Origin of the sequence: Streptomyces sp. NPDC002994 (genome assembly GCF_040611155.1) — a bacterium.
In the GTDB taxonomy this organism is placed as follows: Bacteria; Actinomycetota; Actinomycetes; order Streptomycetales; family Streptomycetaceae; genus Streptomyces.
This window is the reverse complement of sequence record NZ_JBEXNQ010000047.1, coordinates 16353-36105: the sequence shown is the minus strand read 5'-3', so window position 1 is coordinate 36105 and position 19753 is coordinate 16353. Positions and strand designations below refer to the sequence as shown.

19 protein-coding genes, 1 tRNA gene and 1 pseudogene are annotated in these 19753 nt (G+C 68.0%); 11 read left to right on the top strand and 10 right to left on the bottom strand.

Annotated features, from left to right (window positions below):
* Positions 1–137 precede the first annotated feature (137 nt).
* The 3 genes from ABZX79_RS36330 (at position 138) to ABZX79_RS36320 (ending at position 2769) form a co-directional block, all read left to right on the top strand.
* Positions 138–713 carry a TerD family protein gene (locus tag ABZX79_RS36330; protein WP_355267843.1) on the top strand — a complete coding sequence of 192 codons (576 nt, stop codon included), beginning with the start codon at positions 138–140 and terminating at the stop codon, positions 711–713.
* A 49-nt stretch (positions 714–762) separates the two neighbouring features.
* Positions 763–1908: a DUF475 domain-containing protein gene (locus ABZX79_RS36325; RefSeq protein ID WP_355267840.1), complete on the top strand. Its 1146-nt coding sequence runs from the start codon at positions 763–765 to the stop codon at positions 1906–1908.
* Positions 1909–2025: 117 nt separating this feature from the next.
* Positions 2026–2769, top strand: a complete 744-nt coding sequence (locus tag ABZX79_RS36320; protein ID WP_355267837.1) for a Tellurium resistance — start codon at positions 2026–2028, stop codon at positions 2767–2769.
* Between the two features lie 103 nt (positions 2770–2872).
* Here ABZX79_RS36320 and ABZX79_RS36315 read toward each other — a convergent pair whose 3' ends face one another.
* Positions 2873–3688, bottom strand: coding sequence for a TerD family protein (locus ABZX79_RS36315; RefSeq protein ID WP_355267834.1), 816 nt, complete (start codon positions 3686–3688; stop codon positions 2873–2875).
* Positions 3689–3856: 168 nt separating this feature from the next.
* Here ABZX79_RS36315 and ABZX79_RS36310 point away from each other — a divergent pair, with 168 nt between their 5' ends.
* The 4 genes from ABZX79_RS36310 (at position 3857) to ABZX79_RS36295 (ending at position 9308) form a co-directional block, all read left to right on the top strand.
* On the top strand, positions 3857–5017 hold the full coding sequence (locus ABZX79_RS36310) for an HpcH/HpaI aldolase/citrate lyase family protein (protein WP_355267831.1): 1161 nt from the start codon (positions 3857–3859) through the stop codon (positions 5015–5017).
* A gap of 1 nt (position 5018) precedes the next feature.
* The gene (locus ABZX79_RS36305) at positions 5019–7730 is read left to right on the top strand and encodes a phosphoribosyltransferase domain-containing protein (RefSeq protein WP_355267828.1); all 2712 of its coding nucleotides are present in this window, start codon (positions 5019–5021) and stop codon (positions 7728–7730) included.
* On the top strand, positions 7727–8554 hold the full coding sequence (locus ABZX79_RS36300) for an HAD family hydrolase (protein WP_355267825.1): 828 nt from the start codon (positions 7727–7729) through the stop codon (positions 8552–8554). The genes ABZX79_RS36305 and ABZX79_RS36300 overlap by 4 nt, the downstream gene beginning before the upstream one ends.
* Positions 8555–8648: 94 nt before the next feature.
* On the top strand, positions 8649–9308 hold the full coding sequence (locus tag ABZX79_RS36295; protein WP_355267822.1) for an O-methyltransferase: 660 nt from the start codon (positions 8649–8651) through the stop codon (positions 9306–9308).
* 3 nt (positions 9309–9311) lie between these two features.
* Here ABZX79_RS36295 and ABZX79_RS36290 read toward each other — a convergent pair whose 3' ends face one another.
* The 3 genes from ABZX79_RS36290 to ABZX79_RS36280 all read right to left on the bottom strand — a co-directional run bounded on the left by ABZX79_RS36290 (position 9312) and on the right by ABZX79_RS36280 (position 11810).
* Entirely contained in the window at positions 9312–9524 is a 213-nt protein-coding gene (locus ABZX79_RS36290) for a zinc ribbon domain-containing protein (protein WP_355267819.1), read from the bottom strand.
* A gap of 98 nt (positions 9525–9622) precedes the next feature.
* Positions 9623–10981, bottom strand: coding sequence for a hypothetical protein (locus tag ABZX79_RS36285; RefSeq protein ID WP_355267816.1), 1359 nt, complete (start codon positions 10979–10981; stop codon positions 9623–9625).
* 73 nt (positions 10982–11054) lie between these two features.
* Positions 11055–11810 (bottom strand): DUF4097 family beta strand repeat-containing protein, encoded by a 756-nt coding sequence (locus ABZX79_RS36280; protein ID WP_355267813.1) that lies wholly within the window; start codon positions 11808–11810, stop codon positions 11055–11057.
* Positions 11811–12006: 196 nt separating this feature from the next.
* Here ABZX79_RS36280 and ABZX79_RS36275 point away from each other — a divergent pair.
* A tRNA-Val gene (locus ABZX79_RS36275) sits at positions 12007–12081 on the top strand.
* A gap of 55 nt (positions 12082–12136) precedes the next feature.
* Here the strand turns inward: ABZX79_RS36275 and ABZX79_RS36270 are convergent.
* Positions 12137–12349 (bottom strand): annotated as a pseudogene (locus ABZX79_RS36270) (tyrosine-type recombinase/integrase); the annotation flags it as partial.
* Positions 12350–12480: 131 nt separating this feature from the next.
* On the opposite strand from ABZX79_RS36270, the gene ABZX79_RS36265 reads away from it, so the two are divergent.
* Positions 12481–12612 (top strand): hypothetical protein, encoded by a 132-nt coding sequence (locus tag ABZX79_RS36265; RefSeq protein WP_355267810.1) that lies wholly within the window; start codon positions 12481–12483, stop codon positions 12610–12612.
* A 386-nt stretch (positions 12613–12998) separates the two neighbouring features.
* Here ABZX79_RS36265 and ABZX79_RS36260 read toward each other — a convergent pair whose 3' ends face one another.
* Positions 12999–13175, bottom strand: coding sequence for a hypothetical protein (locus ABZX79_RS36260; protein ID WP_355267807.1), 177 nt, complete (start codon positions 13173–13175; stop codon positions 12999–13001).
* A 604-nt stretch (positions 13176–13779) separates the two neighbouring features.
* Positions 13780–14061 (bottom strand): hypothetical protein, encoded by a 282-nt coding sequence (locus ABZX79_RS36255; protein ID WP_355267804.1) that lies wholly within the window; start codon positions 14059–14061, stop codon positions 13780–13782.
* Between the two features lie 42 nt (positions 14062–14103).
* On the opposite strand from ABZX79_RS36255, the gene ABZX79_RS36250 reads away from it, so the two are divergent.
* Positions 14104–14406, top strand: a complete 303-nt coding sequence (locus tag ABZX79_RS36250; RefSeq protein ID WP_355267802.1) for a hypothetical protein — start codon at positions 14104–14106, stop codon at positions 14404–14406.
* A 611-nt stretch (positions 14407–15017) separates the two neighbouring features.
* Here the strand turns inward: ABZX79_RS36250 and ABZX79_RS36245 are convergent.
* The 3 genes from ABZX79_RS36245 to ABZX79_RS36235 form a co-directional block, all read right to left on the bottom strand.
* Complete coding sequence (locus ABZX79_RS36245) at positions 15018–15623, bottom strand: DUF4328 domain-containing protein (protein WP_355267799.1); 606 nt, start codon at positions 15621–15623, stop codon at positions 15018–15020.
* Between the two features lie 878 nt (positions 15624–16501).
* The gene (locus ABZX79_RS36240) at positions 16502–16714 is read right to left on the bottom strand and encodes a hypothetical protein (protein ID WP_355267796.1); all 213 of its coding nucleotides are present in this window, start codon (positions 16712–16714) and stop codon (positions 16502–16504) included.
* 119 nt (positions 16715–16833) lie between these two features.
* A complete protein-coding gene (locus ABZX79_RS36235; protein ID WP_355267793.1) occupies positions 16834–17133 on the bottom strand; it encodes a class I SAM-dependent methyltransferase in 300 nt (99 codons plus the stop codon).
* A gap of 233 nt (positions 17134–17366) precedes the next feature.
* On the opposite strand from ABZX79_RS36235, the gene ABZX79_RS36230 reads away from it, so the two are divergent.
* Positions 17367–18650, top strand: coding sequence for a site-specific integrase (locus ABZX79_RS36230; protein ID WP_355267790.1), 1284 nt, complete (start codon positions 17367–17369; stop codon positions 18648–18650).
* Positions 18651–19753 lie beyond the last annotated feature (1103 nt).

The following is a 19753-nucleotide window of genomic DNA, read 5'->3' as shown; positions in this document are numbered from 1 at the left end:
CTCTTTTTTGGTTCGCTGAGTCTTCCTGCGGGGTGGCCCCCCCAACCCGCCGGCCGCGCCGCCGCGCGTGTCCGGGCGCCCGCCCCCCCGGACGCGCCTCACCACTCATTTCCGTACCGCGGGGAGGAAGCAAGATCATGGGTGTCACGCTCGCCAAGGGAGGCAATGTCTCCCTCTCCAAGGCCGCACCGAACCTCACTCAGGTGCTGGTCGGGCTCGGCTGGGACGCGCGCTCCACCACCGGAGCCGACTTCGACCTCGATGCCAGCGCGCTGCTGTGCCAGAACGGCCGGGTGCTCGGCGACGAGTACTTCGTCTTCTACAACAACCTCAAGAGTCCCGAGGGCTCGGTCGAGCACACCGGTGACAACCTGACCGGTGAGGGCGACGGCGACGACGAGTCGATGATCATCGACCTCACCCTGGTGCCGGAGAACTGCGACAAGATCGTTTTTCCGGTCTCGATCCACGACGCCGACAATCGCGGCCAGACATTCGGCCAGGTCAGCAACGCTTTCATCCGGGTGGTGAATCAGGCGGACGGTCAGGAACTCGCCCGCTACGACCTCTCCGAGGACGCCTCCAGCGAGACCGCGATGATCTTTGGAGAGGTGTACCGATACGGCGGCGAATGGAAGTTCCGAGCCGTTGGGCAGGGGTATGCGTCGGGTCTGCGAGGCATCGCCCTAGACTTCGGGGTCAACGTTTCGTAAAGCCGCGCACGGCGCGGGGGAGACCCGTACTTACACGATGGGGTAGCCAGTGGTTCTGAAAACCTTCGGCTGGTCGTTTGCCGTCACGGCACTCGGTCTAGCTTTCGCCGCCTGGCAGTGGGGGTGGGAGGCGTTCGGGGTCGTACTGATCCTGTCGATCCTCGAGATCTCACTGTCCTTCGACAACGCGGTCGTCAACGCCGGAATCCTGAAGAAGATGAATGCCTTCTGGCAGAAGATCTTCCTCACGATCGGCATCCTGATCGCCGTCTTCGGTATGCGGCTGGTCTTCCCTGTCGCCATCGTCGCGATCAGCGCCAAGGTCGGTCCCATCGAGGCGATTCAGCTCGCGATGGACGAGCCCGGGCAGTACGAAGCCCTGGTCACCGACGCTCACCCGGCGATCGCCGCCTTCGGTGGCATGTTCCTGCTCATGATCTTCCTGGACTTCATTTTCGAGGACCGGGACATCAAGTGGCTCGGCTGGCTCGAGCGTCCGCTGGCCAAGCTCGGCAAGGTCGACATGCTGTCGGTCTGCATCGCACTTATCGTCCTGCTCGGTACGGCGATGACCTTCGCGACGCACGCGCACACCAGCACGGGATACCAGGACAAGTCGGCCACGGTGCTGCTGGCCGGCGTGGCCGGCCTGATCACGTACCTCGTCGTCGGCGGTCTCTCCAGCCACTTCGAGAACAAGATCGAGGAAGAAGAGGAACACGAGCACGAGGAGGAGGAGAAGGCCAAGGCGGAAGGCAAGGAAATCTCCGCCGTCGGCCTGGCGGGCAAGGCCGCGTTCTTCCTCTTCCTCTACCTGGAAGTCCTCGACGCCTCGTTCTCGTTCGACGGTGTCATCGGCGCCTTCGCCATCACGAACCACATCTTCTGGATGGCGCTCGGCCTCGGTATCGGCGCGATGTACGTACGTTCGCTCACGGTCTACCTGGTCCGCCAGGGGACCCTGGACGACTACGTCTACCTGGAGCACGGCGCGCACTACGCGATCGGCGCGCTCGCGGTCATCCTGCTGATCACCATCGAGCACCAGATCAGCGAGTTCATCACCGGGCTCGTCGGTGTCTTCCTGATCGCCGCCTCGTTCTGGTCCTCGATCCGCCGTAACAAGGCGCTCGCGGCCGCAGGGGGAGAAGGCCCGGCCTCGGGAGACAAGACTGAGGTCCAGTCCGGGGTGTGACCCCGTAGGGATTGAGGAACGCTCTGAGCGGGGCGGTCACGAGGCGTCGGCCTCGGGGCCGCCTCGCGGGCGTTACCCGGCTTATACGAGTACGAGCCACCTGGGGGGTGGGGCGGGATGGCCATCTGGGACAGCCTGCGGCGGGACAGGTCGGCCGAGCAGTTCGCGTCCGGCAGTGCGGCGACCAACGCGATCGAACTGACCAAGCGGAACCCGTCGGTCTCGCTCACCAAGCAGGGCGCGACCACCGGTAACCTGCGCGTCAATCTGTCGTGGCGGATGCGCACTTCGGACATCGGGGGCAACAAGCCGCGGCCCAGCGGGAGCGTGCTGCGCCGGCCGTTCAAGTTCTTCCAGCCGGAACTGGTGCAGGCGCACACCCAGGGCGTGGTCAACGTCGACCTCGACCTGGGCTGCCTCTACGAGCTGGTGGACGGCACCAAGGGCGTCGTACAGCCGCTGGGCAGCTTCTTCGGCAGCCTGAACGAGCCGCCGTACGTCAAACTCAGCGGCGACGACCGCTTCGGCTCCCCGTCGGGCGAGACGATCTACGTGAACCTCGACCACCGCGAGGAGATCAAGCGGCTGCTGGTCTTCGTCTACATCTACGACCAGACGCCCGCCTTCGACCGCACGCACGCCGTGGTGACGCTCTACCCGAGCAACGGCCCCCGAATAGAAATCGAACTGGACGAGCGCGCCCCGCAGGCGCGCTCGTGCGCCGTATTCACCGTCGAGAACGCCAAGGGCGATCTGACGGTGCGCCGCGAGGTGAAGTTCGTCTACGGCTTCCAGGCAGAACTGGACCGCCTGTACGGATGGGGCCTGCAATGGGGCCGCGGCTACAAGGCGAAGGCGTGACAGGCCTTCCCCCGGCCATCTCGGCCCGTCCGGCCACATCCGGCCCGTCCGGCGTTTGAGGACCGGGGTCCGGGGCGGAGCCCCGGTTTCGGGAGCACCGCCCCTACTGGCCGCGCACGAACTGCGGCCCCTGCGGCGGCAGCCGGAAGTTCGGGTCCGGAGCGAAGGCAGCGGCAGCAGCCGGCTGCGGATAGCCATAGGCGGGCTGAGTCGAAGCCGACTGGGGGAAGCCGTAGGCGGGCGCGGGCGCGGCCGTCGGCTGCGGATAGCCGTACGCAGGCTGCATCGGCTGGGTGGGCTCGGAAGGCTGGACCGGCGTCGGCTGCGCAGCCGCAGGGGCGGGATCCGCCCCGTCCGCCCCCTCCGTCTCGTCCACCGAGATCCCATGATCCGTGGCCAGCCCGATCAGGCCGTTCGAGTAGCCCTCACCCAGCGCCCTGAACTTCCAGCCCTCACCGCGCCGGTACAGCTCCCCGCAGATCAGCGCGGTCTCCGCACCCGTCTCCGGCTTGACCTCGAAGTACGCGAGCGGTTCACCGCTCCCGGACGCGGTGGCGTCGTACACCTGGATGCACAGATCCCGCACGCGCTCGAACGGCACATCGTCCGTCGAGGCGACGATCAGAACCCGGTCCACGGCCGGCTCCAGCGCCGCGAGATCCGTCTGCACGGAGTCGGTCACCCCGTCGGGCAGGCGCTTCTTGCCCAGACTCCGCACCAGCCCCGAGGGGTGGCGGGGCTGGTTGTAGAAGACGAAGTCCTCGTCGGAGCGTACGCGCCGGTCGACGCCGAGCAGCAGGGCCGAGGCGTCCACTTCGGGGACGTCGGGACCGGGGGTCCAGCGCAGCACAGCCCTTACGGCTGTGGCGTCGAGCGGGACGTTCGAGCCCTTCAGCATGGCGTGCGTCATGCCGGTCATCCTGCCTCCCCGGGGCTCCCCCGGACAACGCGGGGGCCCCTTCCAGGCATAGGTGCTTTCACGTGGGTAACCTGAAATTCACGTATGCGGGGAACTCTTGACACCACCCCTACGTACTATTACCGGCCATACAAGGATGCGCCGACACGGCAGCACGGGGGGATTTTCATGCGTCATTTCGGACATATTCCGCCCCCTGTCCGGGAGAGTCTCTTCCATCAGGAGCCCGTAGCGTTCGATGCCGGGTCCTCGGCCCGCACGCTCTCCGCCGCTCTCGGCGCCACGCTCTACAGCCCGGCCACCCGGCCGCGACTCGCTGACGACGTGGCGAAGCAGGCGGGGCGCGGGGTCGTCTCGATGGTGCTCTGCCTGGAAGATTCCATCGACGACGGGGAAGTCACCGGCGCCGAGGAGAACCTCGTCCGGCAGTTCGCGGAGCTCGACGCGCGCGGCCTGGAGTTGCCGCTGCTGTTCGTCCGGGTCCGGGAGCCCGCCCAGATTCCCGATCTGGTGCACCGGCTCGGCCCCTCGGCCCGCCTGTTGTCCGGATTCGTACTGCCGAAGTTCACCGAAGAGCGGGGTGTCGCCTTCCTGGAGGCGCTCACGGCCGCGGAGGCGGTGAGCGGCCACCGGCTCTTCGCGATGCCCGTGCTGGAATCGCCGCAGCTGCTCCACCTGGAGACCCGGGCGGAGACGCTCGCGGGCATCGCCCGCACGGTGGACAAGTACCGGGAGCGGGTCCTGGCGCTGCGGCTCGGGGTCACCGACTTCTGCTCGGCGTACGGGCTGCGCAGGGCGCCCGACATGACGGCGTACGACGTCCAGATCGTGGCCGGGGTCATCGCTGACGTGGTGAATGTGCTCGGACGCTCGGACGGCACGGGCTTCACGATCACCGGCCCGGTGTGGGAGTACTTCCGCGTCCAGGAGCGGATGTTCAAGCCGCAGCTGCGCCGCAGCCCCTTCGTGGGGCAGGCGGAGGCGCTGCGCGCGTCGCTCATCGAGCACGACATGGACGGCCTGCTGCGGGAGATCTCGCTCGACCGTGCGAACGGGCTGCTGGGCAAGACCTGCATCCACCCTTCACACGTGCTGCCCGTGCACGCGCTGTCGGTGGTCAGCCATGAGGAATTCAGCGACGCGCAGGACATTCTGCGGCCGGAGCGGGGCGGTGGCGGAGTGATGCGTTCCGCGTATACGAACAAGATGAACGAAGTGAAGCCGCACCGCGCGTGGGCCGAGCGCACGCTGCTGCGGGCCGAGGTTTTCGGCGTGGCGCGCGAGGACATCGGCTTCGTGGAGCTGCTGACAGCGGGAATAACCGACTGAGATGGGGACGGACGAAGTGGTGTGGTCGGGAACGTGGGTCGCGGAGCGGCTCGGCGTCGAACTCGTCGGTGACGGCGAGGGGCAGGGGCCGGGCCGGCTGCACGATCTGCTGGGCCTGGCCCTGCGCCGCAACCCGAAGCGGGCCCATCTGCTGGTGTCGAACGTGCTGGGCAAGCACGTACCGCAGCTGCCGTCGCGGGTGTACGGGGCGGGATTCGCGCTCGGCGAGGACGTACGCAAGCTGCTGGGCGAGGAGGCGGTCCGGCGCGCCGTGGTTCTCGGCTACGCCGAGACGGCGACCGGGCTCGGCCACGCGGTGGCGGACGGCGTGGGCCTAGCGCCGTACCTGCACTCGACGCGGCGCCCGGTGGACGGCGTCGCGACGGCGGGCGGCTTCGAGGAGTCCCACTCGCACGCCACCTCGCACCTGCTGCTGCCGCAGGACCCAGCGCTGCTGGCCGGCGAAGGGCCGCTGGTCCTGGTCGACGACGAGTTCTCCACCGGCAACACGGTGCTCAACACCATCCGCGACCTGCACGAGCGCTACCCGCGCGAGTGGTACGTGATCGTGGCCCTGGTCGACATGCGCTCGGCGCGGGACCGGGGGCGTCTGGAGGAGTTCGCGCGGGAAATCGGCGCCCGGGTCGACCTGATCGCGATGGCCTCGGGCACGGTCCGCCTGCCGGCGGACGTACTGGCGAAGGGCCAGGCGCTGGTGGCGAAGCATGACCCCACGCCAACGCCTCCCGACGCCACTGCCACCCCCGCCGCCCCACCTCTGCGCACGGCGGCCACGGGCGCGGCGGCCACTGGCACGGTGCCCACGGGCGCGGCGGCCACCCGGCCGCAGCCGCCCCACGAGGCGTCCGCAGGCGCCGACGCCAGGGCTGCCGGGGCCGGAGCCGCCCACCCCGGGCCGGTCGCCGCCCAGAGGCCTTCCGACACCACGGCTGAGGACCCGAGCAGCACCGTGTCCAGCCACCCCCAGGCCGGGGCGGCTCAGGCACCCGACACCGAGGCCGCCGGGCCCACCCGCGTGGAGCTCGCGTGGCCCTGTGGCGTGCCCGACGGTGGGCGGCACGGGTTTCTGCCTGTGCACCGGGCCGCGCTGGAGGCCTCGCTGCCGGGCATGGCGGACCGTATCGCCGGCGCATTGCCCGAAGACGCCCGCCGCGTCCTGGTCCTCGGCTTCGAGGAGCTGATGTACGCACCGCTCCGGCTCGCCACCGCGCTGGAGGAGCGCGTCGACGCCGAGGTGCGGTACTCGACCACCACCCGCTCACCCGTGCTCGCCGTCGACGACCCGGGCTACGCGATACGCACGCGGATCGTCTTCCCCGCGCACGACAACCCCGCCGACGGCCCCGGCACGCGGTACGCCTACAACGTCGCGGGCGCCGGCTTCGACGCCGTCGTCGCCGTTGTCGACTCCGCCGCCGACACCCCTGAACTGCACGCCCCCGACGGCCTGCTGGCCCGCCTCGCCGCCCACACCGGGCACGTCGTGCTGGCGGTCGTCCCTTCCTACATACCCGCCCGACGGCAGGAGCCGCCCATGCCCGAGCCCCTCCGCGGCCCCGCCTTCTCCTCCTACGCGCCCGAGGACGTCGGCTGGCTCCTCCAGGACCTCTCGGACGTCGAGCTGGAGGCCCCTACGGAGGAGCGCGAGGAGGCGATCCAGAGCGGCGGCGCGCACTACGCCGAGTCGCTGCCCGTCGAGTACCAGCCGAGCCCGCAGTACCAGCAGCTCTTCAAAGCGGCCCTGGAGACGTCGGCGGCCCGTATCGCCCGCGCCGTGGCCACCGTCACCGAGACGGTCCTCGCCGAGCGCTCACCGCGCCCCGTGCTGGTCTCCCTCGCCCGCGCCGGCACGCCCGTCGGCGTGCTGATGCGCCGCTACGCGCAGCACCGGCACGGGCTCGACCTCCCGCACTACGCCGTCTCCATCGTCCGGGGCCGCGGCATCGACGAGACCGCCCTGCGCTGGCTCGCCGCCCACCACGACCCGGCCGATGTCGTCTTCGTCGACGGCTGGACGGGCAAGGGCGCGATCACCCGCGAACTCGCGGAAGCGCTGGACAACTTCGCCGCCACCACCGGCATCGGCGGATTCGACCCGGAGATCGCCGTCCTGGCCGACCCCGGCGGCTGCGTGAAGACGTACGGCACCCGCGAGGACTTCCTGATTCCCTCCGCCTGCCTCAACTCCACCGTCTCCGGCCTGATTTCCCGTACGGTGCTCCGGTCCGATCTGGTCGGTCCCGACGACTTCCACGGGGCGAAGTTCTACCGCGAACTCGCGGACACCGACGTGTCCGGTCACTTCCTCGACACCGTCGCCGCCCGCTTCGACGAGGTCGCGGACGCCGTGGAGGCCGACGTCAAGGAGCTGCTGTCGGCGGACCGTGCCCCGACCTGGGAGGGCTGGGCGGCGGTCGAGCGGATCAGTGAGGAGTACGGCATCCACGACGTGAACCTCGTCAAGCCCGGTGTCGGCGAGACGACTCGCGTGCTGCTGCGCCGCGTCCCCTGGAAGATCCTCGCGAAGCGCGACGCCGGCGCCGACCTCGACCACGTGCGGCTGCTGGCAGAGCAGCGCGGCGTACCGGTCGAGGAGGTCGAGGGCCTCCCGTACACCTGCGTCGGGCTGATCCACCCCAAGTACACACGCGGCGCCACCGGCGCGGACGGCAAGGCGGTGGCAGCGAAGTGACCAGCCACCCGCCCGTCCTGATCGCCAGCGACCTCGACCGCACCCTGATCTACTCCACCGCCGCCCTCGGCCTGCGCATGCCCGACGCCCAGGCGCCGCGTCTGCTCTGCGTGGAGGTGTACGAGAGCAAGCCGCTTTCCTACCTCACCGAGACCGCCGCCGCCCTGATGGCGCAGCTCGCCGCCGGAACCTGCTTCGTACCGACGACCACCCGCACCCGCGAGCAGTACCACCGGATCCAACTCCCCGTCCCGACCCCGGCCTTCGCGATCTGCGCCAATGGCGGCCACCTGCTGGTCGACGGAGTGTCCGACCCGGACTGGCAGGCCCAGGTGGCCACGACGCTCGCCGACGAGTGCGCCTCCCTGGCCGAGGTCCGCGCCCACCTCGTCGCCGCCGCCGACTCCGCCTGGCTGCTCAAGGAGCGGGTGGCGGAGGACCTCTTCGCGTACCTCGTCGTCGAACGCGCGCTGCTGCCGGACGAATGGGTCAAGGAACTCGGAGAGTGGGCGGAGGAACGAGGCTGGACGGTCTCCCTCCAGGGCCGCAAGATCTACGCCGTACCGAAGCCGCTCACCAAGAGCGCGGCCATGCGCGAGGTCGCCCGCCGCACCGGTGCCACCCTCACCCTTGCCGCAGGTGACTCCCTCCTCGACGCGGACCTGCTGCTGGCGGCCGACTACGGCTGGCGGCCGGGACACGGCGAGCTGGCCGACACGGGCTGGACCGCCCCGCAGGTCACCGTGCTGCCCGAGGCGGGTGTCGCGGCGGGCGAGGAGATCCTGCGCTCCTTCATCCGCGCGGCCGGCCGACACCCGGTCTGAGACACCCGGTCTGAGCACGCGGCGGCGCAGGGCGGAGTGTGCAAAGCTCGCCGGGGGACCTGACAGCTCGCCGGGGGGTCTGACAGGGAGTGCGATGAGTAAGGGAAAGAGCACCGCGGTCACCGACGAGCTGTACGCGTACATGCTGGCGCACAATCCGCCGCTGGACGCGGTCCAGCGGGAGCTCGTCGAGACGACCCACCGGCAGCTGCCCGAGTACGCGCGCATGCAGTCCGCCGCGGAGCAGGGCCCGCTGCTCGCCTTCCTGGTCCGGCTGATCGGCGCACGCCACATCGTCGAGGTGGGTACGTTCACCGGCTTCTCGGCGCTGTCGATGGCGCAGGCCCTGCCCGCCGACGGCCGGCTGATCACGTGCGACGTGTCGGAGGAGTGGACGGCGTACGCACGCGAGGCCTGGGCGAAGGCGGGCGTCGCGGACCGCGTCGAGCTGCGCCTCGGGCCCGCCCTGGACACCCTGCGCGCGATGCCGGCGGAGCCGCACATCGACTTCGCCTACGTAGACGCCGACAAGGAGAACTACGTCCCGTACTGGGAGGAGCTGGTGCCCAGGATGCGACAGGGCGCAGTGATCGCCGCCGACAACGTCTTCTGGGGCGGCGGAGTCACGGACCAGGACGCGACGGGTGCGGCGGCGGCGATCAAGGAGTTCAACGACCGGGTGACGGCCGACGAGCGTATGGAGAGCGTCATGATCCCCGTCGCGGACGGCGTGACGCTCTCCAGGAAGCGCTGACCCTCAGCCGCAGCACCCGCCGCCGCAGCACCCGCCTCCGCCGCCGCCGGCGGAAGGTGCGGGAGCGGCCGTCCCACCCACGGCGACGGCGGACAGCAGCTTGACGGTGTCGTCGTGCCCGTCCGGGCAGGTGGCGGGCGCGGAGGACTCGGCCATGGGCCGGTTCAGCTCGAAGCTGGTGCCGCAGGAGCGGCAGCGGTACTCGTAACGGGGCATGCGAACAGGTTACTGAGTCCGACAGGGTCTTACTAAGCCTTACCCGGTCGCCGGACCCGGTCGCCGGACCCAGTCGCCGGACCCGGTCGCCGGCCGGCTCAGGAGCCCGCGCCCCGTTCCTCCCGGATGCCTGAGACGACCCGCGCCACCGTCCGCCGTACCCCCTCCATCTCGGTCAGGAAGTGCCAGTAATCGGGATGACGCCCTTCCAGACCGGCGACGGCCCGGTCCAGCCGGGCCACGGAATCGTCCAGGGGGCGGGCATGACGCGGATCGGGCGTATTGCGCCCGGCCATGGCCAGCCGCTGGGCGTCCCTGATCGCGAACCGCGTCCGCTCGATCTCCTGCTGCGGGTCCTTGGACACGGCGTTGAGCCGCTGAAGCCGGTCGCCGGCCGCCGAAACCGCCTCGTCGGTGGAGTTGAGCAGCGCCCGGACCGTACTGAGCAGGGAGGTGGCGTCCGGCCACCGCTGCTCGTCCCGCGCCTTCGCCGCTTCCCTGATCTTCTCCTCGGCCTGCCGGACCGTGCCGGCCGTCTGCGCGGGTACGCCCTGAAGGTCCTGCCAGCACGCGGCTGTGAACCGGCGGCGCAACTCGCTCAGGATCGGCTCGACCTTCTCCGCCCGGGTCGTCAGCGCCTGGGCCCGGGTCCGCAGCGACACCAGCCGCCGGTCGATCTCCGCCGCACGCTCCGGCAGCCGCTCGGCCTCGGTCCGTACGGCGTCGGCATCGCGCAGCACCTGGTCCGCGCGCTGCAGCGTCTGCGGTACGCCGTGCCGCCCGGCGCCCTGGTTGAGTTTGGTGAGCTCGGGCGCGAGGGCCGCGAGGCGCGCCGCGAGATCGTCGGCCCTGAGCCCGGAGGCCCGTACCGCATCGAGGGCGTTGCTCGCCGCGAGAAGCGTCTGGCGCGCCCGCTCCACGGCGGGCGCGAGCCGGGCGAGCTGCGTCTCGGCGGTTTCGAGCAGTGGCCCGAGCCCCGCCGCATACCGGTCGAGCTCACTTTTGACCCGTAGCAGCTCGTCCTTGGCACTGCTCAGCTCCGCGCGCGCCCTGGCGGCCGTCGAGGCCTCCAGGTCGTCGCGGTCGAGGTCGTGGGCGTCGACGGCGGTGATGTACGCATGACTGACCTCGTCGATACGCCGCCCGAGCGCCGCGAAGTCCTCCACGGCCTTGCGCGCGGCCGGCGTACTGTCCACGGCCGTGATCGTCTCGATCGAGATGCGCAGGTCGCGCTGGGCGGTGTCCAGCTCGTAGAAGGCCGCGGCGGCCGCGTCCTTGGCGGCCTGGGCGTCGGCGCGCAGATTTTCCCCGCGCCCGCCGAACCAGCGCCTCGTACCGCCGCCCGCGAAGGCAAGGGGAAGCGCGACGAGCAGCGGCACCGGCAGCAGCAGGAGCGCGACGACATCCCTGACGGCACGTACTCGCTGCGTGTACGGCTGCGCGTGTGTCGCCGTCACATCCCTCTCCCGTGCTGTGTCCGCCCCTGCCCGGTTCATTCTCCCACCAGGTAATGACGAACACAGGGGCCGGTTAGTTCGCGCTTCGCACGGTAACTTCCCCGTTGTCGCTGCGAGCCCGCACGACATGCGGACTACTCGGATCGCGCGGCACGTCGATCCGGACGTCTCCGTTGTCGCTCTTCGCCGTAACGCTGTAGGTGGCGCGCGGCAGGTCGATACCAATCTCCCCGTTATCACTCGTCGCCTCCACCAGGTCCGGGACGACCGTAAACCCCATCCGCACGCTCCCGGAGTCGGAGGTCGCGTTCACCCGCTCGGACGAGATCCCCTCCCCGACGATTTCCCCGTCGTCGCTGGTCAGCTCCAGCGGACCGCTGGAGTCCTTGACGGTGATCTCGCCGTTGTCGGCCCGAAGCGTCAGAGCGGTGTCGAACCCGGCGGCCGTCACGCTCCCGTTGTCGTCCTTCACCGTCACGGCGACCCCGCGCGGTACTTTCACCCGGTGCCACGACTCGCAGTCGCTCACCATCGCCGTGCAGTGCTGTCGCAGGACGAGCTTCCCGTCCTTCATCTCCCAAGTGGACTCGGGCCCCTCCCCGAGAAACACCCACCCGTCGGCACGCCGCGTGACCTCCACGTCCTTCACGTCGGCCGGAACGAGCTCAAGGGCTGAGTCGTCCGCGTCAATGGTCAGCGTGTCCCCACGGAACGGAAACGACCGCTGCTCGGCGGGAGCGTCCTTGGCCTCGGCGCCACAGCCACTCAGAGCCACCACGCCGACGAGGGCCCCGCCGACGGCCCGAAAGGTGCGGGTACGAAGTGCCACGGTGATCGATCCCCCAAGTAGTCCCACATCCGAGCCCCCACCGTACGAACGAACCCCACCCCACTACGATCCGGACCACCACCGAACCGTGGTGGGGTTATCCCCACCAGCCCCGCGCCCGGCGCCCCACATCGCCCCACCAGGCAACCGATTGCAATCCCGCCCCCCACTCCATGTACGCTGTTGCCTCATCCACGGGTGCGTAGCTCAGGGGTAGAGCGCTGCTCTTACAAAGCAGATGTCGGCGGTTCGAAACCGTCCGCGCCCACCAGTGCAAAGGCCCCCAGCCGATCATGGCTGGGGGCCTTTGACATCCAGATCTGACATCAACCGGGGCGGTCATTCACGACCGGCCGCCGCTTGAGCATCCGGTCCAGATGGCTCACTGCCTCGCGCTGCGTGTCCTGTACGACGTGGGCGTAGATGTTCATCGTGACGGCGATCTGGCTGTGTCCGAGGATCTCCATTACGACGCGGGGAGCGACACCAGCGGCGGTCAGCAGAGTCGCGCAGCCGTGCCGGGCATCGTGGAGCCGGATCTCCCCGGCATCAAGATCAGTCGTCCGCGCCCCCTGCGTGCCCTACCGGCTGGATTAGCCAGTCCAGTTTCGCCGCAAGACGTTTCCGTGGCCGCGGGGAGTAACACGCTTGTTAACCCCTTCCCGCCTGCATGGATACCCATTCGATCAGGGCTGCTCTCGGCGACATCTACGCACTAGCCACTGTCGCCGATCAGTTCCTGCACCAGCGCTTCAAGGGCATCGACACGGGCCCAAAGGTCAGCGTGACCCGGACAAGCTGACTGCTCAGCGGAGCCGAGTGCCGCGGGCGGTGAGCGAAACACGGTGCACAGCAGGACTTGATAGGACGCACTCGGACGCACGGTCTCGTGCTCCCAGCGGTGATATTGCACCTTCAGCGACTCCTCGGTGGCGATAGCCCACCCCCACTGTTCCGCCACGAGACTGATGGCCCGGACGGCCTTGCTTCGGGACCAGCCTCGTTCGATGCGCGCCCTCCCCAAGTGCGTGTCTGGAGCCCTCAGGGCGTGCTGTAGAGGTTGCTTCGGGACGGTTCCGTCCGGAGCGGGCATGATGAGTGCAGATCGATTCGACATGGCTTCGACTCCTACGAATCGGTTGGGTCGCGCCCCCGCTCATCGGGTGCGACCCGTTCCAAGTGGTTGAGCTATCCCGAAGCGCCGGCCTTCGCCCAACGGGCAACGGTGGCCCGGGAAATGCCGGTCAGCTCTTCGATTCGCCGGTACGGCACACCAGCACTGACCGCGTCCAGGACTACGGGCCGCAACTGAGCCTCGATCTTCCCGATTTCCTGCACCAGCGAGCGACGCCGCTCTCCAGGCACGACGAGACTCCGTACCGCCACCGCCCGCCGATCTTCGGGGGTACCGAGAGCTACCGAATCGGGAAGGCTCGCCGGGGCTTGCTCGGACTGAACCTCAACGGGCTTACGTCGCTGCCTACTTCGCCGAGTGGACATGCTTCGATGATGCCGGCTTGTCCCGCGTGAGACACATTGATTCGACAAGGACGCATATGCCAGATCGAGACAGCCGTATAGCCGCTGGTGAGCGGGTTGCCGCAGTCCTGAAGGCGCAAAACGAAGCCCCCAAGAGAGCAGGTGCGGTAAGAGTTTCCCTACTTCATCAAGACCCCGCGCACGGCGCGGGCGCGCCGCCTCTGCGGCGCGGCCTGCCTCCTGTCTCCGCCCCGGCTGGCCGCGCCCGGCGGCGCGCTGCGTGCTCGGGGATGGGTAGGACCCTCTGTGGCTGGGGCGGTCGGCTCCACGGCTTTAGGCAGCCACTTTGGGGCGAGCCTCTAAGATCATGGCCCCGATTCGGGCTATTGCGGGCAGGCTAGGTGCTGCCCGAATCGCGGCCAGCGTAAGGGGCCATGATCACTCGCCCCAAAGCAGCTCCAGCCCAAAGCCGCTCCACCGACCTTGTGCGTCATCCGCCGGCGGGGTCAGCCAGAGCGTGCCTCACACGGATCTGTGTCTCCTCAGGGAAGTCCGAGGCCAGGTCGAGCACGCGGGTGCGGTCGGCAGGCGCAACGTGCGCGGGGTCTTCCAGATCTCCGATCCAGTCGGCGAGTGTCTCGATTGCGAGCCCATGCTCACCGGCTCTGAGGAAGTCGAGAACGTGCCCGCGCAGGGGCTCTGAATCAGGGCTCATGAGGGCTTCGACCAGGCTCCGTACGCGCTTCTCCCACGCTGCGTATGACTGCATCATCCCCGCATCCTGGCACGCTGACCCGTCGCGTACCGTGATCGCGTGGACGAAGAAACGGTGCTCATCAAGCTCACGCGCGACCAGGCATTCGTCCTGTCCGACTGGCTCTACGAGGTCATGATGCGGTCGGACAAGCTGGGCGGCATCGTGCCGGACCGCGCGGTCTGGTCCGGCATCTATGCGATCTCGGGCACCCTCGAAACGACACTGCCCGAGGTCTTCATGCCGGACTACGCCGGGCGGCTGGACAGCGCTCGGCAACGTTTGCTCGATGCCATGGGTTGCGACGAAGAGGCAGACCAGAGCCTGTCAAGACCGCCGTCTGGCGATGACATCAACTACTGACACCAACGAGCGCGAATCTCGCCGATCGATGCCGAACATCAGCGGCAGGCCAGCACGGGCCCGAAGCGGGCTGCGCGTGGTGCCAGAGTTCCCACGACCGACCTGATAAGGATGAGGCCACAGGTCAGCCGGTGAGCATCCGCCACGAGGTCGCTACGAGCCCCCAGACGCCTCCGAGTACGAATCAGGCCCAGGAACCGCTGGAAGTCGTAGGAGGCGAGGAAGCCATCCTGGCGGCGCCACTGGCGCTCGTGTAGCCGTTCAGGGATGCCCCCGAGGTTCACAACCACACAGCGGCAGCACCACCCACGGCGGCGCTGTGCCGCGACTGGCCAGTGTCACTCCAACACGTACTGTTCCGCCCCAGGCTGCATGGGGAGATCATCCCAGCCGCGTGCCCCGTAAGTGCCCGATCAATCGGAAACGAGCGGGGAACCACGGGGAGTCACGGCGGTGCGGTCGCTCCCGCGCAGGTCAGCAGCGCGGCAGCTCAGCAGGCACCCGCGTGATCTTCCCAACTGGACACGGCCCGGCGTGCGAAATCCGGACCGTCTCTATGGGGAGGAGTTCGAGACAACTAGCGGACACTGGGCTGCAGAGAGGATGGTCCGCTAAAGAGCGGCACTCGTGTCGCCGTGCGACTGCCGACTCTGCATCTGCGTGAGCTGCCACACAAAGACGATGGTGGCGACGGCGGCGACTACGCACAGCCCATTCGCGATCATGCCGGAGCGCAGCGCGGCTCTTACCAGATCTGCGCCTTCAGCCCGTTGGTAGAGGTCCCGGGCCCACCCGTTTGCGAAAGTCCACGATGCGAAGAGCAACCACCACACAGTGACCGGCAGCCTGGAGCGGCGGCGAACGGTGTCCTCCGGCTGGCTCGATGCCCAGATGTCGAGAGCGATGCGAAAGGGCATCCACAAGTTCACGACGGGGACGAACCACCAGCCCAGAGCGCCGTTACGACCCATCCACCGCGGACTGGGCCGGAGCCGCTCGGAGTGTTCTCGCATCTGCGAGAACCACAGCAGGAAGAGAATGCCCGTGCCCACGAACGCGGCCGCCTGGATTCCCCCGAGGTTCCCCACCCACATCTCGGCTCGCAGGACAGGCTCGCCTTGTGGCATCCGTCCCAACACGGCGTGCAACTGCATCTGTGCCGCGAGCAACGCGACGGCAAAGCCGATGTTCAGCCCGAGCGCGACGGACAGTGCCACGCCCCCACTCCTGCCCACGAAATGCTCCCCACTGTGGCAGCCGGACCTCCCGGCTTGAAGCAGCATGGGTCAGCACAGCAGCGAAGTACAGCAACCAGCGCGACCGCATCCGACGGGCATCGGGCCCCAGTCACCCCAGCTGAGCAGTCGAGCAGACCTCAGCGACCGCCCCGCCTGTAGTTCGCATCGAGGGGGCAGTCGCTGCGCTGGATCGGGCGGCCGGCACGGTCAGGAGTAGAAGCCATCCCAGTACTCGTCAGGGCCGCACGCGAAGTCATTGGGACGCTGCATGCGCAGTACGTCGTACCTGGCTGCGAACACCTGTATTGCCTCTTGGAGCGAGCAACCGAGGTGATCGCGGATCGCCTTGTGTCCGCGGAGTATCTGCCGGGCGAGTATCTGACTGTCGGCAACGTCGACGGCGGCACGGTCTGTCATGTCAGTGATCAAAGTCGACCAACACTTCGTAGGCAACCGGATTGGGGCGAGATAGACGCACCGCCCAGCAGGCGTCAGGGATCTAGCTGCCTCGGGTTGCGTCAACGGGCAGTCTGACATCCACAGTTGACATCAACGGCAGTGAACGGCACCGGCCTCAAGCGGCCCCCAGCAGTGCCGCTGCCCCGCGCCTAGGCAGGCTCGACGGGCACCCGATCGAACTTACAAAGCAGATGTCGGCGGTTCGAAACCGTCCGCGCCCACAGCGGTAACTAGCAGGTGAGAGCCTGTTTCCGCCCCCCGGCCCTAATTGACTGGGGGGCCGTTTCCATGATCGATGCCACATGGATGCCACATCCCCACGGGAAGCCGACCCTCATCCGTATCGCCGATGCGATCGCTGTCCCGCTCTCCGACCTCGTACGGCAGTGAAGAGCGGGTCACCCGAGGGTGCGTACGAGCATCGTGCCGGTGTCGCGCGGACTGGTCGGGGCGGGCAGGGCACGGGCCGTTGCTGCGACGAAGCCGTGCAAGCGGAGCATCCGTAACCAGCGATCCGGTTTGTAGTCCCAGCGGGGCACGGTCACCCTGCCCGTGCGCTCCGCCTCGTCACTGAACCGGCCGCCGGGCGGGAAGTGAGAGAACGCGAACACACCACCCGGGCGCCGCCTCGACCGGACTGCTGGCAGGAGCAAAGCAGGGTCGGTGAACCAGACGGCGCCGAACACGGAATAGATCACGTCGAACCCGTCGACGGCCGCAGCCAGGTACGTCAGCGCTCCGTGTGGTGCAGCTCCAGCGCCTCGCCCCAGCGGGAGGCGTCTGCCAGTTGGACTGCGGACACGTCGACACCGACCGCGCGGGCACCGAGGGTAGCGATGTGGGCGAGGTTGCCGCCCTTGCCGCATCCGAGGTCGAGGACGTCGGCGCCGGGGCCGATGCCGAGGACTTCGGTGCCGGGTCCGTGGTCGAGGTACTGCGTCCAGTTGAACCAGGTGGTGGCGCCGACCGCGTTGGTGGCGGGGCGCGGCCTGACGTGCAGGGCGTAGTCGTCCCAAGAGGGGGTGGACATGAGGGTCTCCGGACAGAGCGCGGCCCCGGCCGCGGGTGTGGCGACCGGGGCCTGGTCGGGCTGGGTCAGCCGCTGGTGGGCGGCTCGTAGATGAAGCCGCGGACCGTCTGGGGCTGCTCGCCCTGGTCGGTCCGGGCGTCGACCTTGTCCTACTCCTGACGCAGGTGCGGCCCGTTGACCGAACTAACTAGCAACTTCTCGCAGGTCAGCGGCCTTTCTGCTAGCTTCCCGGCGTGCCCGATGAGAGTTCTGAAAGAGACCTGCGCGGCTTCGTGCTGCCCGAGTTAGGCCAGCTACTGGAGACCGGAGATCGTTGGGAGCCGTACAGGTTGTTAGATCAGTTCGGGAAGCCAGTCGGGCCGGCCCGGCTGTACATGAGGGAACTCGCGGCTCGTGACAGCTCGCAGCTGACCCCTCGCTCGTACGGCATGGACCTTCTGCGCTGGTTCAGGTTTCTGTGGGCCCTCGATGTCGCGTGGGATCGTGCCACCCGTAGCGAAGCGCGAGACTTCATGTGGTGGATGAAGACCGCGGACAAACCGGTTCGGCCTCATTGGCGGCGCGTACGAGAGGGCTTGTCCGAGGTTCTCCCCGTACAGACAGGCAGACCAGCGCCGGGGACGCCGAACCCAGTGACGGGGAAACCAACGGTCGGATTGAAGTACGCCTCGAGCACTCGTGCTCACTGCGAGACGGTGCTGCGGCAGTTCTACAACTTCCACTTGGACAGCGGCACAGGTTCTCTACTGATCAACCCGTTCCCGCTGGTCCGCCCTGGCCGACTCACGCAGGGCACCCAGTCAGGTCGGGACGGAAAGCACAGAAATCAGCGAGCAGGTCTCTACCGACCAAAGGTTCCTGAGCGAATTCCACGACGCATTCCCGACGAGATGTACACCGAAGTCTTCGCTGGTCTTCGTTCTCATCGCGACCGTGCCCTGCTTGCATTCTGGGTGGCCACCGGCGCTCGCGCTGAGGAACTTCTCTCCGCCACGCAAAGTGGCGCGATCGTTGGCCAACAGACCATCGGCGTGATTCGCAAGGGAAGCCGGGACTATCAGGAGCTTCCTGCCAGCCCGGACGCGTTCGTCTGGTTGAGGTTGTATCAGGAGGGCTCTTGGAGAAAGGGAGTTCCGCGGGGCCGTTCGCAACCGCTGTGGTGGACCCTGCGGCGCCCATGGCGACCACTGGAGTACGACGCTGCCCGCATGATGTTCAACCGCGCTAACGAGATCTTGGGCGCTAACTGGACGTTGCACGACCTGCGGCACACCGCTACGTATCTGATGCTTGACGACCCGAGCATGCCGCCTGTCTACGTGCAGAAGATTCTCGGTCACAGATATCTGTCAACGCTCGACATCTACAACCGTCCCACCAGAGAGGACGTCATCTCCGCAGGGCTTGCCCACCACGCCCGCCAAGAACGGCGCCGCGCCGAGCTCCCTCCTTCCGCAGCAGAGCCGTCCTACAACCCTGCTTCACTGTCCGTTCTCTTCGGTCGGGATGTGTCATGACCCACGCTGCGGCGCAGATTATTTCAAGCTACGTTCCTCCGGATATGAGCTTGTCGGGTGCCGAGTCACGCGCCTTGATGAACCGTTTCCCACATCGGGAGAGGCCGCGTGCGTGGCCGGCCACGGTGGCCTCGCGCGACGAGGTCCTCCAGCGATTGACGCGCCCGCCGCTTCGCCTTGCGGGCGAATATGCCCGGTCCAACCGAATGTTCGGGACACGCCTATTGCTGGACTGGCTCGCGACCTTTCCCGGCGAGACCTGGCAGCAGCGTTGGCAGGCAAGCCCTGCACAAGGTCAGCGGATCACAGACCAGGCTTGGAAGAGTGCCTATGTGACGTGGGCCAGCGCGCAAGGCCGGGTGTCGCGGCACCAGACGATGTTGGTAGGGCTTCTGGCGCTCCTTTGTGCAGACGTTCTGAGACCCGACCCTGCGTTCCTCATCGGGTATCGGTCGCGGCATCTTCGCCCGGCTATGGAGGTGGCTCGCGACGCTGAAGGCTTTGCGCGGCTGAGGGCGTCGCTACCTGCGAGCGCCGTCTCTTCAGAACAAGGCCCATCGGCGCTGAAGACCATCGCGGAGATCATGGCTTGCATGGGCGGTGGCATTGAGGACATCGTTGTTGGCGACCTGCTGCTCTGGCACGCCACGAACCCGACCAACAGCAATCGGCGGATCGAACTCGCCTATACCTGGCTGCGTGACTTGGGTCAGTTCCCTTCGGACTCACCGCACACGTTTTTTCGGATCTCACACCGCACCGGGCAACTGGCACCTGCTGAACTGGTAGACCGCTACAACCTGCAGTGTCGGCCGATGCGCGATTTGCTGGTTGCCTATCTTGAGCAGCGGGCTGTCGGGCTTGATTACTCGTCACTGCGGTCGCTCACGACGTCGCTGGCACTGCGATTTTGGGATGACCTGGAACGGCATCACCCGGGCGTTGACTCCCTGAGGTTGCCCAGCGAAGTGATCGCAGAGTGGAAGGCCCGTCTAGCCACGAGGACCGCCCGTAAGCGCATGCCCGACGGTTCATTCCACGAGGTCACAGAGCCCCGCAGAACCGCGACTGCAGTCAAGACTCAAGTACGTGCCCTCTATCTG

Coding starts and splice junctions, on each gene's coding strand:
- ABZX79_RS36330 (WP_355267843.1), top strand. CDS start 138: ATGGGTGTCACGCTCGCCAAGGGAGGCAATGTCTCCCTCTCCAAGGCC.
- ABZX79_RS36320 (WP_355267837.1), top strand. CDS start 2,026: ATGGCCATCTGGGACAGCCTGCGGCGGGACAGGTCGGCCGAGCAGTTC.
- ABZX79_RS36315 (WP_355267834.1), bottom strand. CDS start 3,688: ATGACCGGCATGACGCACGCCATGCTGAAGGGCTCGAACGTCCCGCTC.
- ABZX79_RS36310 (WP_355267831.1), top strand. CDS start 3,857: ATGCGTCATTTCGGACATATTCCGCCCCCTGTCCGGGAGAGTCTCTTC.
- ABZX79_RS36305 (WP_355267828.1), top strand. CDS start 5,019: ATGGGGACGGACGAAGTGGTGTGGTCGGGAACGTGGGTCGCGGAGCGG.
- ABZX79_RS36295 (WP_355267822.1), top strand. CDS start 8,649: ATGAGTAAGGGAAAGAGCACCGCGGTCACCGACGAGCTGTACGCGTAC.
- ABZX79_RS36290 (WP_355267819.1), bottom strand. CDS start 9,524: ATGCCCCGTTACGAGTACCGCTGCCGCTCCTGCGGCACCAGCTTCGAG.
- ABZX79_RS36265 (WP_355267810.1), top strand. CDS start 12,481: ATGGATACCCATTCGATCAGGGCTGCTCTCGGCGACATCTACGCACTA.
- ABZX79_RS36255 (WP_355267804.1), bottom strand. CDS start 14,061: ATGATGCAGTCATACGCAGCGTGGGAGAAGCGCGTACGGAGCCTGGTC.
- ABZX79_RS36235 (WP_355267793.1), bottom strand. CDS start 17,133: ATGTCCACCCCCTCTTGGGACGACTACGCCCTGCACGTCAGGCCGCGC.